Origin of the sequence: Flagellimonas iocasae, assembly GCF_042682725.1 — a bacterium.
Classification (GTDB): Bacteria; Bacteroidota; Bacteroidia; order Flavobacteriales; family Flavobacteriaceae; genus Flagellimonas; species Flagellimonas iocasae.
The window spans coordinates 1,205,178-1,223,653 of record NZ_JBHUHU010000003.1; the positions used below are offsets into that span (position 1 = coordinate 1,205,178).

13 protein-coding genes are annotated in these 18,476 nt (G+C 41.6%); 3 read left to right on the forward strand and 10 right to left on the reverse strand.

All coding sequences use genetic code 11. The annotated features are described in order from the left end of the window. Positions 1–10: 10 nt before the first annotated feature. From ACFSJE_RS12630 to ACFSJE_RS12670, 9 genes are all read right to left on the reverse strand, one after another. The gene (locus ACFSJE_RS12630; RefSeq protein ID WP_379831330.1) at positions 11–967 is read right to left on the reverse strand and encodes a PorP/SprF family type IX secretion system membrane protein; all 957 of its coding nucleotides are present in this window, start codon (positions 965–967) and stop codon (positions 11–13) included. A 6-nt stretch (positions 968–973) separates the two neighbouring features. Continuing rightward, positions 974–3,859, reverse strand: a complete 2,886-nt coding sequence (locus ACFSJE_RS12635) for a T9SS type B sorting domain-containing protein (protein ID WP_379831331.1) — start codon at positions 3,857–3,859, stop codon at positions 974–976. Between the two features lie 449 nt (positions 3,860–4,308). Continuing rightward, positions 4,309–6,456 (reverse strand): DUF5723 family protein, encoded by a 2,148-nt coding sequence (locus ACFSJE_RS12640; RefSeq protein ID WP_379831332.1) that lies wholly within the window; start codon positions 6,454–6,456, stop codon positions 4,309–4,311. A 583-nt stretch (positions 6,457–7,039) separates the two neighbouring features. Then, entirely contained in the window at positions 7,040–7,372 is a 333-nt protein-coding gene (locus ACFSJE_RS12645; RefSeq protein WP_379831333.1) for a YegP family protein, read from the reverse strand. A gap of 152 nt (positions 7,373–7,524) precedes the next feature. Further along, positions 7,525–8,724, reverse strand: coding sequence for a glutamate-5-semialdehyde dehydrogenase (locus tag ACFSJE_RS12650; protein WP_379831334.1), 1,200 nt, complete (start codon positions 8,722–8,724; stop codon positions 7,525–7,527). 12 nt (positions 8,725–8,736) lie between these two features. Continuing rightward, positions 8,737–9,507 (reverse strand): glutamate 5-kinase, encoded by a 771-nt coding sequence (gene proB / locus ACFSJE_RS12655; protein WP_379831335.1) that lies wholly within the window; start codon positions 9,505–9,507, stop codon positions 8,737–8,739. 3 nt (positions 9,508–9,510) lie between these two features. Then, a complete protein-coding gene (proC, locus tag ACFSJE_RS12660; RefSeq protein ID WP_379831336.1) occupies positions 9,511–10,317 on the reverse strand; it encodes a pyrroline-5-carboxylate reductase in 807 nt (268 codons plus the stop codon). Between the two features lie 242 nt (positions 10,318–10,559). Further along, a complete protein-coding gene (gene rpsU, locus ACFSJE_RS12665) occupies positions 10,560–10,757 on the reverse strand; it encodes a 30S ribosomal protein S21 (protein WP_379831337.1) in 198 nt (65 codons plus the stop codon). Between the two features lie 8 nt (positions 10,758–10,765). Beyond that, the gene (locus tag ACFSJE_RS12670; RefSeq protein WP_379831338.1) at positions 10,766–11,209 is read right to left on the reverse strand and encodes a GNAT family N-acetyltransferase; all 444 of its coding nucleotides are present in this window, start codon (positions 11,207–11,209) and stop codon (positions 10,766–10,768) included. 517 nt (positions 11,210–11,726) lie between these two features. Here ACFSJE_RS12670 and ACFSJE_RS12675 point away from each other — a divergent pair. The 3 genes from ACFSJE_RS12675 (at position 11,727) to ACFSJE_RS12685 (ending at position 16,730) form a co-directional block, all read left to right on the forward strand. Continuing rightward, positions 11,727–13,364 carry a S41 family peptidase gene (locus ACFSJE_RS12675; protein ID WP_379831339.1) on the forward strand — a complete coding sequence of 546 codons (1,638 nt, stop codon included), beginning with the start codon at positions 11,727–11,729 and terminating at the stop codon, positions 13,362–13,364. 171 nt (positions 13,365–13,535) lie between these two features. Next, positions 13,536–14,354 carry a hypothetical protein gene (locus ACFSJE_RS12680; protein ID WP_379831340.1) on the forward strand — a complete coding sequence of 273 codons (819 nt, stop codon included), beginning with the start codon at positions 13,536–13,538 and terminating at the stop codon, positions 14,352–14,354. A gap of 144 nt (positions 14,355–14,498) precedes the next feature. Next, positions 14,499–16,730 (forward strand): xanthine dehydrogenase family protein molybdopterin-binding subunit, encoded by a 2,232-nt coding sequence (locus ACFSJE_RS12685; RefSeq protein ID WP_379831341.1) that lies wholly within the window; start codon positions 14,499–14,501, stop codon positions 16,728–16,730. Positions 16,731–16,764: 34 nt separating this feature from the next. On the opposite strand, the gene ACFSJE_RS12690 is transcribed toward ACFSJE_RS12685, so the two are convergent. Continuing rightward, the gene (locus tag ACFSJE_RS12690; protein WP_379831342.1) at positions 16,765–18,459 is read right to left on the reverse strand and encodes a M14 family metallopeptidase; all 1,695 of its coding nucleotides are present in this window, start codon (positions 18,457–18,459) and stop codon (positions 16,765–16,767) included. Between the last annotated feature and the right edge of the window lie 17 nt (positions 18,460–18,476).

Consider the following 18,476-nt stretch of genomic DNA (forward strand, 5'->3'; position numbering starts at 1 on the left):
TGTTTAATGATTAATAAGTGCAACTGCAATTGGAGACACCCTGAAAAAGGTCTACCCCAAGCGTTATTACATGTGTTCCCTTTGAATACCCTAGTAGTTCATTCATGATAACCTGATAAGAATATCCAAAGTAAAAGTCTCCCTTTTTGAGGCCTAGTATTGGGGCAATATAGAGCGGTGCCCCGAGTTGGTCATTCAAAAACCGATAAGTGAAACCAGCATAGTAGTAGTCAAGAAAGTCATACCATTTAAATTTGGTATTGAAATCAGTCACAGAACGCTTGTCATTTTCAAAATACTGGAAGAATATTGATGGCTCAATTTCAAAATCTGCTCTTCTATTTCTGCGATAGGTATATCCAGAATAGACGTAGTAATTTCGAAGCGTATTGGGTTCAAAGATGGGATTGAACCTAGTTAGATCTTTGTTCAAGATGTTTGAAACATTAAGACTAAGGTAAAACCCGCCTCTTCTATATAAAGTGCCAATATCAAAGTTGGGATTGCTTGAACTTTTGTCACCTGCAATGGCCTGGTCGTCATTCGGATCAAAGTTTTCAATATCTATTCTAAATTGATTTAGATTAAATGAAAGGGCCATTGAAAAAAAATGGTCTTCATATTTACTGATGGTCAAATGATGTGCAAAGGAGACTTTACCTCCCCTTTGTTTGGTCTCTCCGTTTGAATCATTATAAAGGACCATGCCAATTCCAGAACGGTTTCCCAACCGTACATCTGCTGAAAGTGATTGGGTATCTGGAGCGTCTTTGACCCCGACCCATTGGGTAAGGCCATTCATCCTAACCTTAACATAATTTCCGATGCCGGCAAATGAGGGCGACATCAAAAAAGGATTGTCCGAAAGATATTGAGAGAGCTGGGGTATAGTCAATTCCTGTGCCTTGCCAGCAAAACCGGTGGTTAAAAACAAACAAACCAATATTTTTCTTATCTGTAATTTCATTAGTAATTATCTGTATAAAGTAAAGTGACCCACAAATTCGCGACCGCTGCCATCATTCAGTTTCACAATGTACCAGTAATCTCCAGAAGGCATGCTTTGAGATTGGTAGCGGCCATCCCATCCATTATCAAGTTGTCCCATGATATTTAATTTTCTGCCATAACGGTCAAATATGAAAGTTTTGATATCAGGGAAAAGTTCCATGTTTTTTGGCTTCCAGAAGTCATTCTGGCCATCATTGTTCGGAGTGAAAAAATTCGGTATGGATATCTCCACAAGGTTCAATGTTATTGAAGAAGTCACATCACATCCTCGACCGTCAATTACAGTAACCACAAAAGTTCCGTTTCGAGTAATGGTATAGGTGTTTGAGGAACTTCCATTATTGTCATCAAAATAGTAAGTGTATGGAGGAAATCCACCGCTCGCATTGACTGTTATCTGATTGACAAATTCATTTGATAAGCTTATGCTTAAGGGATTGATTTCATCAATTGTGAAAGGAATCTCAACCAAGCAACCATTAGTATGCATTATGGATAAGATGTGATTTCCTGAAGCTATATTCTCAAAATCAGGACTGATTATAAAATCATTGGGATTTGTGGAATCCAAAGCATACAGCACTTCGTTCGCTATGCTGGAATCCAACAAAGTCACATCAATACTAATGGATGGTAATCCTGAATTACATGAATAGAGAGGTTCCACAATTGCATCAAGATTTGGCCCTCCACCCAGAATCTCAAAGGTAGTTTCTGATTGACAACCACTATTGTCAATAATGATTATTTCATAATTTCCAGAAGATAACCCATCTATTACAAATGAATTATTGTTGAATACCATAGGTTGCATGGAATTCAATTGAACTGTTAAGGGTAGATCATCGGTATCTGTGTTCACACTTATTGAACCATCTGTACTTTCCCAACATGTCTCATTTTGTACAGTTGTTGAGATGTTAAATCCTGACGATGTGAGCACGACATCGGGGTCCTGCTGTGAGGTGCACCCCGCCACGGTGATGGCCAGGTTGTTGTAGTTGCCGGCCGCCAGTCCGGTGACGCTGGCGGTGTTCCCTGCCACGGTGACGTTGGTGAAGCTGTCCCCGTCATAGGTTATGGTATAGTTGTTGCCATCGGGCACGTTGGTGAAGGTGAACTCTATCTCCCCGTCGCTGGCCCCGCATGTGCTGGGCTGTTGGGCCACGGCGGCGATGGTGGGGGCGGCAAGTACACCAATAGTAAAGACTTGGCCATCCAAAAAGTCTATTCCATCAAAGTAGGCATTGTCATTTCCATCAATACTGGTGGCATCGATTTGCGTAATAGCACCTTTGGTGAAATCCCCATCTCCATCAATCAACAGCTTTAAGCCACAATTGCCATTGCTCAAAATATCAGAACCCGATAAATCTACCCGGATACTTACTCCTGTGATGGGGTCTACTTGCCCTGGACGTGTTCGTGTTAGTTGAACCTTCCATTCTCTTTCAAGCCGGAAATCAATTCCGGTAGGTAACTCAACATTGGTTCGATTGATACTTAGGTTATTATTTCCCCAAAGCAGATAATTATGGTCATACTGAAAAAGGCTTCCATCAATTGGGGTACGTTCTGGAGTCATCGGATCACCATCAATCATTAAATTGTCCGAAACGAAATCTGTGTCAGTAGAAATAGTAACTATTGCATCGGCATTAACACTTTTGGAAATTCGCTGATCGAGATTGTACCAAAGTCTATAATCAAGATTGCCTGGACTTTGATGACGATCTCTTCCTATTCCAGCGATGTCATGTTTATAGGTTGCATCGGACTGCCATATTATGGTGCCATCTGCCGCAAGGTAATCGTATGTGCCGTTTCCAACAATGCTGCCCAGTTGGTTTTCATTAGTAAGTGTGATACCATATTTAATGGCCAAATAACTTTCCACTCTCATTCTTACATTGTTGGTAATGGGATTGGAGGGGTCAACATCCATTAAAATCACTTCCGCAATATCCCCGGTAAGGTTGCGGTCTGCATCGTTGCTGTTAAAATGTTTACCCAGTCTATTGTGATCGAAAAGGATATTGTCAAAAAATGGGTTGCCAGATCTTGTTACATTGATATCCGCAATACCATTTACAAAGGTATTGAGTGTTTCTTGCTCAAAACTGGTAAGTCTAGTAAAGACGCCTATGGTGGGTTCTCCTAAAAGATCAATAGCACCGCTTTGAAAAAATTCTTGATTTTCGTTGATATCGTAGTTGGCAATATTGTTATCTGCTTGCGGGCCAGTGTACCATGTTCTACCTATGGAAAAACGGTTATTGTCCGCAACCCCTAATGATAGGTTGCCAGCCCAATCATCTTCATTTGCCGAGGTATGCAGTGTATCAACAACCCCACCAAAAAGAAGCCGTTGTGTTTCTGCTGAATTTCCCGATCCAAGTGCTTTGAAAACAATAAATACAGCCATGTCCTCTTGGGAATGAGACCTAAAATGCAAAGCTTGTCCAACCCCACCACCATCATTGCCATCGAAATGGACAACCGGATTAAAATTTAGGTTGTCGTCAATGTTCCTGTGAAATGTTGGAAGATTTGGAACCGAACCTGTAGGCCACAGAAAGCCATTGCCTTGCGAATAAGCAAAACCTGGAGGAGAACCATTCCAAGCGTTTGGATAATCATTTACGCTGACGGGATGAGGGATGGCATTTTGAGGTTCGAAATCAATAATATCATACCATGTAGTGACTGGGGAACCGTCTCCACCAAGATTTCCAAAAGTACTTGGCACTCCTGGGTCTGGAAGAAAGAAGCCAATTCCCAATGGATCTGCATTTACAGCTTTATCCGCCCTAAACCAAGTATCATTTACTGTTCTTTGCCCATGCATTTGTGAGGCTGTTCCAAGGATAAGTAAGAGAAGAAGTGTACAGTGAATAAACCTCTTTAATTTTGCAAAGTAACTATTTGATATGTGTAAAAATTTAGTCATAAGCAAGTAGGTTTTGGCCACATACCTTTGGGATGAAATACATGGCGCTATGTTAACATAGAATTAAAGTACTATACCTATGTTATATAGATTGGGGCCAATTAACCTATGACGGGTTAGAATTGACGAAAGCCCTAAATGGATTTATGTCGAAAAATTAGAATGGAGCATTTTGCAATCGCTTACGGGACTTTTTTGAACCAAATTTTAGATTGCCAATTGGCATTTGGAATCAAAAAAGGCCGCCAAGAATTTTCTTGACGGCCAACTATCTCTGCAATTTAAGAATACACGAGTTACACCAAACCTTACATTCTTAATTCAATATTGAATTATGGACAGGATAGCTATTTGATCAAATTAATTTCAACCCTTCTGTTCTGTTGTCTTCCAATTTTGGTTGTATTGGATGCTATTGGTTTTTCTTCTCCATATCCAATGGCGGTCAATCTGGTTCCCACAATGCCTTCATTGATCAAGAAATCCCTAACAGAATTGGCACGTGCTTCTGAAAGCTTTTGGTTGCTTTCGCTGCTTCCAACACTGTCGGTGTGGCCTTCAACCGTAAATTTGGCATTTGGATATTCATTCAAGATTTGAATGATGTCTACCATAGTTGAAACAGATTCTGGTTTAATTGTAGCCTTCCCAGTATCAAAAAGAATTGTTTTGGCATAGTCGTTCAATTGTTTTTGAACTTCTACGGTTAGTACAGGACACCCTTTATTTTCTACAGGGCCTGCCATTTCAGGGCATTCGTCATCAATATCTACAAGCGTATCACCGTCGGTGTCTGGGCATCCTTTGTTTTCAATACTTCCTGGATTTTTAGGACAGCGGTCCTCACTGTCAATGATACCATCTCCATCAGTATCTGGACAGCCATTATGTTCGGCAAGACCTGCTTCGGTTGGGCAAGCATCGTCTTTATCCAAAACACCATCCCCATCTGTATCTTTCCAAGGGCATCCATTATTTTCTGCAGGACCCACCTCAGCTGGACAGTTATCATCTTTGTCCAATATTTCATCACCATCAGAATCTTTCCAAGGGCATCCTTTGTTTTCGATAGGTCCTGGGGTATCTGGGCATTGGTCTTCTTGGTTTATTATTCCATCATTATCCCTGTCTTTGAGTTTATTCTGATATACAGGAATCTTTAGTCCGGCAAAGAGATCCACAGCCTTTGTGTTTTTACCAGCAATAGCAGAAATGATGGAGCCCGAACCCAAGTATACAGGTCCCAGTCGTAATCCAGCACCCCATTGAAACCCTGCTCCTTCAAGAATGCTCACTGGAGAAAAGACGCCAAGCCAAGTACTTTCGAAACGCGGGGTGAATCTAAATTGTCCCAAAATTCTATTGGTGTTTGTTCTTTGTTTTGGAGTAAGAGGTAAATCCGCATTAAAGTTTAGATAGAATTTGGAGTTAAGATTCCAATCCACATTGGTGTGGAAAGCTGTTGGCAGTGTAACACTTGCCGATTTAGATTCTGATAGTAGGTCAAAGTTTTCATCAAGTCCATCTTCCAATACATCGCCATCAAAATTGTCTTTATCTTGGGTTTTGTTAAGGTCGTAGACCCTTTGCACTCCGTTAACATCTGATATTTCACCAATATCAGTTAATGAAGCACTCCATTTTAATTTATACTTATTGGCGCCTCTATCCACAATCTGATTTCCTTCTGCATCCAATTTAGTGTATTGGGCATGGTTTGGCCTCCATTCGTATACAAGGCCCAAGTCAGCTCCAAAACCACTTCCTCCGCTAAAATCAAAGAAATCTCCTCCATTTCCAGCATCATCAAAAGTATCGGTATTACCATAGGTGAATTCACCTGTGGTACTAACTTGATCTGTTCCAGAATTATAATTCACGGAAACAGCTGATCCCCGGATATAGACATTTCCCATACCTTGGATATACTTTAAGGAAAGACCTCCTTTTAAAAAGTGCTGTTCCTTGTTCAAAAGTACGCGTGCGTAGGTGGCTCCTATTTCGCCCCAAAGATTAAAAGCGCCAAATACATCGCCTTCATTAAGGGAAAAATCTTCGGTTTCATCAAACCCACCTTCTTTGTCCAAGAGTTCCCCATTAACATCGCTGACATTGAAAAATGCCCTTGCTCGAGTAAATATGGCCAATGATTGTTTTTCATCAATGCTTAGCATGACAGAAGGGCCCAAAACATCAATGTTCCAGGCAATAAAGTTGTTTTCGGTAGGAAATGTTGCGGCGTTGTCAAAAGCATCGCTAAAGTTGCTGAAGACATCATCTAAATTGAATGCGATATAATCATTTCCTACGAATGAACTCACGCCAAATAGGTTAACGTCTAATTTAAGTCTGGAGTCGGCAATTTCCGCAGGGTTGGATATAACTTTATGAACCCCACTATAATTGTCCTCTAAAAAGCCTACATACGATTGTGCATGGCTTATTCCGGTTGATAGGATGAGCAAAAGGCCCATCAAAATTATTCTTGAATACATTTTAAAAGGTTTTTATGGTACTGCGTTTACTGTCGCCTCTTTATCGCGAAGCGTTCCACAAAGAGAGAAGAAATATGTGAGGGCGTGTTGGGCAAATGAACGAACGGTGCCTTTCAATTGATAAATTGGCAAAATGGATTTACGGCGATGCAATCCAAGTAGGAAAAAGACCCGTTTTTTTGTAAGCTATAATAAGGGAATGCCATGGATTCTGATCAATAGGGCAATTATCAAGAATAGATTGTGAAAGGATACCTTTTGACCAAAACAAAAAAACCATTACAACCAAGGAATCATTTTGATTCCTTGGCGTAACGGAAACCTCAACTAAACTAAACACTTTTATGACCAACAGTCTAAAAAAGTGCATTGCTATATGTGCATGCGTTAAAATTGATCTTGCTTTTCAATATGGTTTAACGCGTAATTGCATAGCAAACATAAGTTGGATTTGTAGTTTATGGGTACGCCACCTTATGGATGGCCCTTTTCAACTAACGAATGGGCAATCTGGTTTGGTGGTTAAATAAAAAAGCAGTCCATTTGGACTGCTTCAATCAATATTATTTACGGTGCTTATTTACTAGGAGGAAATATCATCCACAGAAGCGTCGGGAGCATTTTTCTTTACAGAAGCTACTCCATTTTCCATCGCCGAAGTGCTGGAATACATTTCGCTGGCTCCAATAACTTGACCATTGGTGGCCTTTAGGTTAAAGTAAGGGCTACCGTCTTTGGCGGTCTTTCTTTCGAATTTTCCATCGTCCTGAGAATTCTTTCGGACAGATTCAATGCCGTTTTCACAAGCAGATTTTGTTGTATACGCTTCACTGCTCAAAATAACCTGACCGTTACCAGCCTTTAAATTAAACCTGAACTGACCAGATTTATCTTTTTTAATTTCAAATTTTCCCATGGTAATATGTTTAGAGTACTAAATCTAGATATTTTCTGAAAAAATGACCAATATTTTGACCAAAAACTGTCTTTTTTATACTTATTCCAATTTATACATAAAAAAAGGCGTTGGGGTTTACTCCAACGCCTTGTCCATTTAAGGAATGATTTTTAAACTCTCACCTGACCGTCACCAAATACATAGTATTTGTTTGTGACCAATTCATTCAACCCAAGAGGGCCTCTGTGATGCAATTTATCCGTGCTGATGGCCAACTCGGCACCAACCCCCATCTGTCCACCGTCGGTAAATCGGGTGGAGGCATTTTGATATACTGCAGCGCAGTCCACATTTTCCATAAAAGTCTGGGCAACGCTGTTGTTCTGGGTCATAATGGTGGCCGAATGACCTCCGGAGTTTGCGTTTATCTTTTCAATTGTTTCATCCAATCCAGCAACAGCCCCAATAACGCATTTCATGGCCAAGAACTCTTCTTGCCAAATGGATTCATTAGGAATCAAATCTTCTTCAGATAATACGGTTTTCACCTTTTTATCTACCAAAATAGATACTCCTTTATCGCTCAGAAGCTGTTTGAGTTCTTTTAGTTTATCCTCATAACCTTCAATCCCTGAGTCGACCAAAATTTTGTCTAAGGCATTGCAGGCGGATATTTTATGCGTTTTGGCATTGATGATCACATCCAAGCTTTTTTTCCAATCGGCTTCTTTATGCACATACAGGAAATTGTTCCCCCGCCCACTGACCAGGACAGCACACTTGGCGTGTTCCTTTACAAAGGCTATAAGTCGCTCCCCGCCTCGGGGTACAATCAAATCAAGGTCTTGGTCTGGATTCTTCAAAAATTCCTGGGTCTGGGTGCGATCCATTTCCAAAAATTGGATAAAATCTTCTGGAAGATTGTTTTCGGATAGTGCCTGATGCCAAAGTTTTACCAACACCTTGTTACTATGATAGGCTTCTTTACCACCTTTTAGTAGAATTTTATTGTTGGCCTTAAAGGCTAAAACGGCAGCTTCAACGGTAACGTCTGGGCGCGACTCATAAATGATCATTATAGTCCCAAATGGGGCCGTTTTGTTGATGATTTTAAGTCCGTTATCCAAATTTTTGGTTGAAATCTCTTGATTCACCGGATCTTTCTGCATTCGAACCTCTTTCACCGACTGGATCATTAGGTCCACTTTTTTCTGGTCGACCACCAAACGGTCATAAAGTGCTTGGTCATCCCGGTTGAATGCATCCAAATCTTTTTGATTGGCTTGGAGGAGTTCTTCTCGATTCTCATCGAGAATGCGTTCCATATCAGCCAATACGTTGTTTTTTATGTCTGTATTCAATAATTTCATTGTTCTCATTTTTTACAGGGAAACTTTGGTCCCAACTTGTTTTCCTTCTACAATATCCAGTATTACATTTTCTCTTTTCCCGTTCACAATGTATGACGTAATGTTGTCCGCTGCGGCCATTTGGGCGTAACTCAATTTTGAGCCCATACCACCACGACCTTCGCCTTCGGCCTTGTTTCCTTCTTCAATGTACTTGTCCAAATCTTCTTTGGGCGCAACTGTCCCAATAACTTTTGATTCTTCATCTTCGGGATGGCCATCATACAAACCATCAATATCAGTCATCAAAATCAATTTATCGGCATTCATCAGCTGTGCAATTAAGGTGGCCAATTCATCATTGTCCGAAAACATGGACATGGCCACGGATACGGCATCATCTTCATTGGCGATGGGCACTACACCTTCGGACAGGAGTCCTTCAATACAATTGATCATATTGTCTCGGTGCATACCGGGGTTAAAATCCCGTTTTGTGGGAAGTACCTGGGCACACTTCATTCCGTAATCCCTAAAAATGTTGTAGTACAGCCGCATCATTCGGGGTTGTCCAATAGCGGAGTACACTTGCCTTCTCTGAGTCTTGTCCTTGATTTTGGCCTTTCCCAGCACTTCTTTTCCGGCAATTACGGAACCTGAGGAGACCAAAATGGTCATAATATCACGTTCGTACAGCTCCGCAACCTGTTTTACCAGCTTTTTGAGCACGGGCCTTACAATTCTATTGTCTTTGTTGGTCATAACATTGGTTCCCACCTTTATGACCACGAGTTCTTTATACATGTTTTAGTATTCTTCGCCGAGTTCTACGGCGCGATTAAAGGCTGCAAAGGCAGCTTCCTTGATCATTTCACCTACATTATTGTCTTTCATGGAATCCAAAGCGGCTCTAGTGGTTCCCCCTTTTGAAGCTACACGCTCCATCCATGAATCTGGGGTAAGATTGTTCTGGTTGAACAGTTCCACGGCTCCGGTAAAGGTCTGACTCACCAACACTTTGGATACGTTTTCGGAAAAGCCCATTTGAAGGGCAGCGTCCATCATACTCTGCATAAAATAGAAGACATACGCTGGCCCACTTCCAGAAATTCCGGTAGAGGCATCGATATAGTTTTCACTTTTTACGCGGAGCGATTTCCCGGTGGTATCCAAAAGACCTTCCACCATAAAAAGCTCCAAACGGGATACTTCCTCTGCTGAAACATAGCTGGTTAGTCCCTGTCCCACTTGTGCGGGGAGGTTGGGCATGGCCCTGACCACTTTGGTGATGCCCAATGCATCTTGAATATATTTTATGGTTACCCCAGCCATGATGGAAATGAACAATTGTTCCGGTTTTACCAGACTCTTCATGCGTTTGAAAAGGTCTTCGGCATGATAGGGTTTAACGGCCAAAAATATGATATCTGCTTGGGGCACACAGTCCTCCAAGCGGTCTATGGCATCAAAATGGGCTATTTTCCCCACTTCTTCTAATTTCTCTTTCGATTTGTCCAGCACCATAATGTTGCGTTTCTTCAACAATTTGGATTTAGACATACCGGTGGCGTAGGTAAGTCCCATGTTACCTGCACCAATTACCAATACTTTCATTGTTTGGATTAAAAAAGTTTATATGTTTTTAGACGGATATGTTACAGTCCTTGCAGTCTTTGATCTTTCCATAGTAAGTTCCCCTGTACTTGTGTAATGTACGTGTAGGGATTCCTAATATGTATCGCTTTACGTATGTTACCTGGGTGGTAAGTTCCCCCATTTTAATACTATAACGTTTTTCATACTTGGTTTCCCTCTTAATCTTTGAAAGTTTCATTTTGTTGTTAATGATGTTTATATTACTCGTTTTCCCTTTCTTGAAGGTATTTTGCTTTGTATTGAGCTTTTTTAAGTGTTTTTCTTCGTTCTACTGATTTTTTAGTGTACTCTTGGCGGTCTCGAATTTGATCCAAACGCTTTGTGTTTCTGTATTTTCTCTTATAGCGTTTAAGAGCTCTTTCAATACTTTCGCCAGGTTTTACTTCAATTTTGAGCATATAGTGTTTTATCGGTTCAATCTCATTTCTGTGTGGGTTTCTGCAAACCCGTATTCTTCAAAAAATTGTTTGTTTGGGCATTGGTTTTCGCCAGTTATATGGATGGCAACATCTCCTTTGCAATACTGCAGGGTGTAATCCAGAAGCTTTTCCTCTATTCCTTGGTTTCTGAAATCACGGTGTACCACAAAGAATACCATAAAGTTTTCAGGGATATAATCTCCCATGCCGGTTTTGTTCACAACGGCTAAGGCAAGAATGGTATCCTTGTCTTCCATGGAGAACACATAACCGCCCAAACCAGGTATTTCCTTGGTGGAATACTGTATGGCCTTTCTAATGGCTTTCTCGGTGGCCCGTTTTCCCTCTTGATGTTCAAAAAGAAAATTGGTGAACCGAGTGGCTTCCATGGTAGAAAGTCGGGTATAGGCATCGTAGGTCTTGATTACCATGCGTATGTTTTGCGATAAAATGATAGTATTGTTTTTGGTTACAAATAGGGCTTTTTGCCATATCCCGAAAAGCGTTGCTTTTTCAGGATTGCGCATTGCAAGAGAAACCTTGGTTAAAGGTTTTGATTAAAAAGTAGGTGGAATGAATTTATCCGGTTGGTTGCGAAATACCAGATAGGTAAAACTAAGGATCCTACAGTTTTTTCTCTCGTGGAGCTTGATTTTCATCGGTACAAAGGTAAGGCATACAGGCCGTAAATCCCAATTTTGCTGGGGTTTATATTTTTTATAACGTTCAAACTGGGAGTATTGGACGGTGTTTTTTTATGGTTGGTTCCCATGAACGCCACGTATAATCTCCGATTCGCCCGATTTTGAAAAATAGGAAAGGAAAGAAGCGCTGTTAAGCATAGCTTAAAATTTCATGAATTAGCGTTAAATGTTCTTAAAGTGCAGATTTGCAGTCACTTTGGTAAGAATTAAGAAATTATATTTAGTTCATCCAAACCAATATCCTATGTACAGAATTACGTTTTTTCTTTTCATTTTTTTGGGAGTGAATCTTACTCCAATCCATGCGCAAGAACTTTCCGAAAACCAAAGATTGGGCGCCACGGCCAAAGTATGGGGATTTTTAAAATACTATCACCCTAAAGTCGCCAGGGGAAAATTTGATTGGGATGCGGAGTTGCTCAAAATCCTTCCAAAAGTGGAGCAGACAAAAACCAAAGAAACATTCTCCCAAACCCTTTTAGATTGGGTAAATGGTTTAGGCGAAGTACCCATCTGCAAAAAGTGCGATGAAGACAACCAAACGGATTATTTTGATAAAAACTTTGACCTCTCATGGATCAAGGATACTGAAATTTTCACCAAAGAACTTTCTGATAAGCTTGGGTTCATAGAGAAGAACAGGAATCAGGGAAAACAGCACTATGTTTCCGTAAAACACAAGCAAGTTGGTAACATCACGTTGGAAAATGAGCCTGAGTATGCCGATTTGGATTGGCAAGATGCAAACATGCGTCTATTGATTGGGTTTAAATACTGGAACATTATTGAGTACTTCTTTCCATATAAATATCAGACCGATGAGCCTTGGGGTGAAGTACTTTTGGAAGCAATTCCCACCCTGAAATCAGCATCTACGGAAAAGGAATTCCATGATGCGTTATTGAAGATGGTCGTTAAAATTGATGATTCCCACGGTTGGTTTGTAACAACTACCCATAATTATACCTGGCCTTCGTTTAAAACCAACTTTGTTGAAGACAAGCTGGTAGTCACCGGATTTTATGAGAGCTCTCAGGAACTACAGACACCACTGGAAAAAGGTGATGTAATTCTTGCAATTGACAATGAGCCGGTTGAAAATCTTCTGTTGGAAGGAATGGAATATACTTGGGGTTCCAATAAGATCAGTAAGTTGAGAAACTTAAATTACAGAATAGTGAGGTCTCTTGAGGAAGGTGAACGAACGATTAAATTTCAAAGGAATGGACAGGTGAGAGAGGAAGAAGCTAAATATTATCCACGGGATATACTGCATTCTTCATTCAAGGAAAAATGGAAGATGCTACCCAATAATATTGGGTATGTGAACATGGGTGAAATTGTGGTAGATGATGTAAAGAAAATAATGGACAGCCTAATGCAAACCAAAGCCATCATTTTTGATATCCGAAATTATCCCAAAGGTACAATGTACCACGTTGGGGCTTATTTGAACTCAGAAAGAAGGAATTTTTATAAAACCATTCAACCTGATTTAAACTATCCAGGCAAATTCAAATGGACCGATGGGGGAGAAGTGGGAAGTCTTCGGCCCAAAGAGATTTATCAGGGTAAAATAATACTCATGGTCAATGAAGACACCCAAAGTCATGCGGAATTTAGCACAATGGCGTTACAAACAGCAGATAATGTGGTGACCATTGGGAGCCAAACTGCTGGGGCCGACGGTAATATATCCTATATCAATCTGGGAGGTGATATTAGAACCTGTATGTCTGGAATGGGTATTTTTTATCCAGATGGCACCGAAACACAACGCAGGGGAGTAAAAATTGATGTTGAAGTGCATCCTACCCTAAAAGGTATCAAGGAAAATAGGGATGAGGTACTGGAAAAGGCCATTGAAATAGCAGAAGATTAATTAGGGACATTCCTAGTACGCTGAATTTTCATCAAATTTAAGGATGGATGGGTAAATTCTTCATCTTACCCCCTCATAATCTGTAATATAGGTATGCTTTTCTGTACTACTGGTACTAGCAGGTCGGTTCAGTACCATTATCTTTGATGGAAATTAACTAACAACTTGAAAATGAGAAACTATTATCCAATTTGGTTAAAAAGAGCTCGGTTTTCAAAACTTTTTGGCTTCATCAAGAGATTACTCTGTTTCTCCAAGGGCACCCATGTGGCTCTGCTCGTTTTGATGAGCACCTTAACATCCATGGCACAGGAGACGGAAAAGCATTTTTTGGATGATTTTAGGGGAACCGTAAATGTAACAAACAACGGCATTTCTTTGGTACCCTCTTTTTCTTTGGGTGATCCAGCGGTGTTATTCGATCTAAAGTTTAGAAAAGGCCGAGTGAGTTTTGAACCAGATATGCGCTTTGCTTTAGAAGGGAAACCTTGGTCTTTTCTTTTCTGGTTTCGGTATCAGGCAATTGAAAAAGAACGGTTTTCACTTAGGGTGGGAGCACATCCGGCCCTGAATTTTAGAACCGTCAGCGTTATCAGAAACGGCCAAACGGAGGAAATTCTGGAATCCCGAAGGTATGTTGCAGCTGAGGTGGCCCCAACCTTTAAAATCTCTGAGAATGTGGGGGTGGGAATGTATTATTTGTACGGAAGAGGTTTTGATGCCGGAGTGAAGCAGACCAATTTTCTGGTCCTGAATTCGTATTTCAATAACCTTTATTTTACGGACCAATTGTATTTTAATGTGTCGCCACAAGTGTATTTGCTTGGTTCTGATGACCTGATTGGCTACTACCTAGTAGGTTTTTTCAAGTTGGGCAAAAAGGATTTTCCACTATCAATAGGCGCCATATTGAACAAAGCCATTGAAACCGAGATTGTTCCAGAGGATGACTTCACTTGGAACCTTTCGTTGACTTATAGCTTTCCCTGAAAAGACTCAGAAATGTTGAAATGGTCAATACTATCAATTTTGGCGGAGCGTCCATATTGATATGAAATCAAATTCGTAATTTTAAAGGGATTGCAATAGGTATCTTGATTTCAGTACCAAAGTCTAATTTCAACACCAATAGCTATGAATACCCAAATGGACCGACGCTTATTTTTAAAATCATCAACTTTGGCAGGAGGGGGGATGGTATTGGGATTCAGTTGGATGCTATCCTGTAAGGATAACGCTAAAGGGGTTGATGCCGATTTGCCCAAAAATTGGGTTGAGGTCAACGGGTATATCAAAATAGCTGAAAACGGAATGGTGACCATCATGTCGCCCAATCCAGAAGGAGGTCAAAATGTGAAGACGTCCATGCCCATGATCATCGCAGAGGAACTTGATGCCGACTGGAGCCGTGTAATTGTGGAGCAAGCCCCACTGGATACCGATAGATTTACCCGTCAATTTATTGGAGGTAGTCAGGCCATTCGGCAAAGTTGGGAACGTTTACGGCAAGCTGGCGCCTCCGCGAAATATATGTTGATGCGGGCCGCTTCCGAACTTTGGGAAGTGCCAATCGAGGAGATCACGGCCCAAAAAGGGGAAGTGTCACATTCAGCCAGTGGCAAAAAAGCAGGGTATGGTGAATTGGCCACAGCGGCTTCCCAAATAGCCGTCCCGGAAACTGTTGCTTTAAAAAATATTGAAGCGTTTACCCTTATTGGTACTTCCCAAAAGAACGTCGATTTGGATAAAATTGTAACCGGGAAGCCTCTATTCGGAATAGATTATCAGAAAGAGGGAATGTTGATTGCCATGCTCATCCATCCGCCGGCCTTCGGTATGAAACTGAAGGATTTTGATGCATCGGAGATAACAAGTATGTCCGGAATCAAGGATGTTTTTCCAGTAAAGACCTATAACGAAGCGTATGAATGGCAGTTTTTTGATACCTGCTCATTTATGGATTCCGTTGCTATTGTAGGGAATTCCACATGGGAGGTAATGAATGCAAAAAAAGCGCTCACGCCCAAGGTGGAGTGGGAGCCTAGGGCCGAACTCAATGTAATCAAGGATTTTTTCGGCACTAAACGGCCTTTTGTCTTCCCAGAGGGATTGGAAAGTACATCCGACCATGACCTGAAGATGGAAGAAATGTCCAAACAACAGGGAGATGTGCAAAGAAAGGATGGAGACCCTGAAAAAGCGTTGCGCAATGCATCCCAAGTTTTGGAGCGAAGTTACACTGCTCCTTTTTTGGCACACAATTGTATGGAGCCCATGAACTTTTTTGCCGATGTGACAGCGGAACGGGCAAATTTTGCTGGACCCCTGCAAAAGCCAGAATACACCGAAAAGACCTTATCTGCCCGGTTGGGTATTCCATTGGATAAAATAGACATTCAAATGACCCGTCTGGGTGGTGGCTATGGCCGAAGGTCCTATGCCCATTGGTTGGTAGAGGCTGGGGTGATATCACAACAAGTGGGTGCTCCGGTTAAACTGATCTATTCCCGTGAAGATGACATGACCTCCGGAATTTATAGACCAACCTATCGTGCTACCTACAGAGCAGCGTTGGATGCCAACAAAAATGTAACTGGTTTGTACGTCAATGCTGGTGGAATTCCTGAGAGTCCTTTGTCTGCAAATAGATTTCCAGCAGGAACGTTGGACAATTATATGGCAGAGAGCTGGACGATTCCTTCCAACATCACCGTAGGTTCGTTTCGAGCGCCAAGTTCCAATTTTATGTGTTGTGCCGAACAATCTTTCTTGGATGAACTGGCCGAGGAGGCTGGAAAAGACCCTATTGAATTTCGATTGGACTTGTTGACCCGAGCTGAGAACAATCCCGTTGGTGAGCAGAATGATTATGATCCCGCCCGTTACAAAGGTGTTTTGGAGCTAGTGAGGGACAAATCGAACTGGGGAGAGGAAAAACCTGGAGTATTCCGTGGTGTTTCGGCATACTTCTGTCATAACTCGTATGCCGCCCAAGTGGTGGACCTTGTCATGAATGATGGACAGCCCCAAGTCCAAAAAGTGTATTGTGCGGTGGATTGTGGAATTCTTATCAATCCTGATGCGGCAACCAATTTATTGGAAGGTGCCATCGTGGATGGCATTGGGAATGCACTGTTCGGTTCGCTGACTTTCAAGGACGGTAAACCTGATAAGCAGAACTTTGACCGCTATCGTATGATTCGGATGAAAGAGGCTCCAAAAGATATTGAGGTCTATTTTGTACAAAACCAAATTGACCCAACTGGATTGGGCGAGCCTGCATTTCCACCTGTATTTCCGGCGTTGGCAAATGCCATGTATAAGGCCACTGGAAAACGATATTACAAACAGCCGTTTTTAAGCTAAACTTCTACGAAGACAATCACGTTGTAGCAAAGGATTATTCTATGGTTAAGTATTTGAAAATGGGATACGCGATTTTACCTTCATTCACCCCAATATCAGCTAAATACTCATCCATTAAATTCCATCCAACAAAACCGTCGCGGACCTCTGGTTCAAGGCAATAAAAGACGACATTGGCTAAAGGTTGGGCCATGTCCACCACATAAGTCCCAGCCGGAAATGTTTTTGATGATGGGGTAAATTCCCCTGAAAGAGTGGTCATTTGATATTTGGCAAACCCCATGGGCTTGTATTCCATTGAATCGATCATGTACTCGGAACCTTCCACTTTTGTGTCTTTTTGCAATTGAGTCACTGTAACGCCGTGCCTTCTTAGTTTTTCAACAATAAAATCGAGTTTTTCGGGAATCAGGTATCCTCTGGGTACCACCGATTCTTTTGTGCCCACGGGTTTGGTGATCAAATCCACGTTTGGCACCCATTCCGGTGGGTTGGGGCGATACAATTCCATCATGCTGGTTCCCGGGATTTGGTGCATGGTTCTGTCCCTGAATGCTAAAACCGGTATTTTCCCATCAGAAACGTACTTACCTGATACATAGTTTTTTAGTGTTCCACTGGCTGCTTTTGCTTTAATGGTTTCCACGACCTCTTGCTCCGTCTTTTTACATATCTCCTGCATTTCTTTTGAATGCTCAGCACAGTGCTGCAAAAGGGCATGGGCATAGATATATTGTGAGTAAATGGCTTTTTCAAAGGTTTCTCCCCCGGGAGTTTCCACCAAAATGGCCATACGGTTTCGCAACCCATAGCCACTGGCCATGAATTTTGCCTCGGTGGACCAAATGGAATTATCATGGGTGAATTCGGTCGGGGGCCAACCTCTGTTCAATCCGCAGTGCATACCAACCTCAATATTGCCAATTTCCCGAGCTTTTTCCACAATGGATGGAAACATGGTATAGGTTACATATTCCCGTGGGGCTTGATGCGCGGTGACAACGTTTGATGTGGATTGTCCTATGGCATAACCATGGCGTGTATTGCCCATGCGATGCATGTCAAAAATCAAGGTTGGGTCCCAGGTGTTGAATACGTTTTCATAAGCACCCTGCATGTTCAAGGTCTGTAGTTTCATGGCATCCCGATTCACATCGTAATTGGCCGCATTTCTTCTAATTCCAGCCAATCTGGGATAACTGCCTGTCAATACGCGGGTTTCATTTCCATCAACATTGAAATTTGGATTGATCAAAATGACCAGTTCGTCCAACAAATGCTTCTTGTCCCCAAATAGGATATCCCGAATCACCATGAACAAGGCCTCTTTGCCTTCGCACTCCTCTGGGTGAATACCACCTTGAAGATACACCACCATTTTGCCCGAAGCTTTGGCTTCTTCAGGGGTTGTGATTCTTGGGTTGGACATTACCAATACCGGGCTGGACCTACGAAGGTCGCTGATGAACATATTAAAAACATGTACATTTTCACTGCTTTCCAAAAGCATGGCGAAGTAGTTGAGCACATCATCATTGGTTGCAGTGTAGGTGAAACCTGATTTTTCTGAAGGTGTCCGAAGTTTATCGGACCAATCCCCATTCCAATTTTCTGGAACTATGTTTCCCCAATACATCTCTTTTTCCTGTGCTGAAATGTGACCTATAAATAGGATTGCCATCAACAACACAAGTATTCCACTGACCCGATGATATGTGCTTCTTTCCATATGTTACTAAAAAGTGT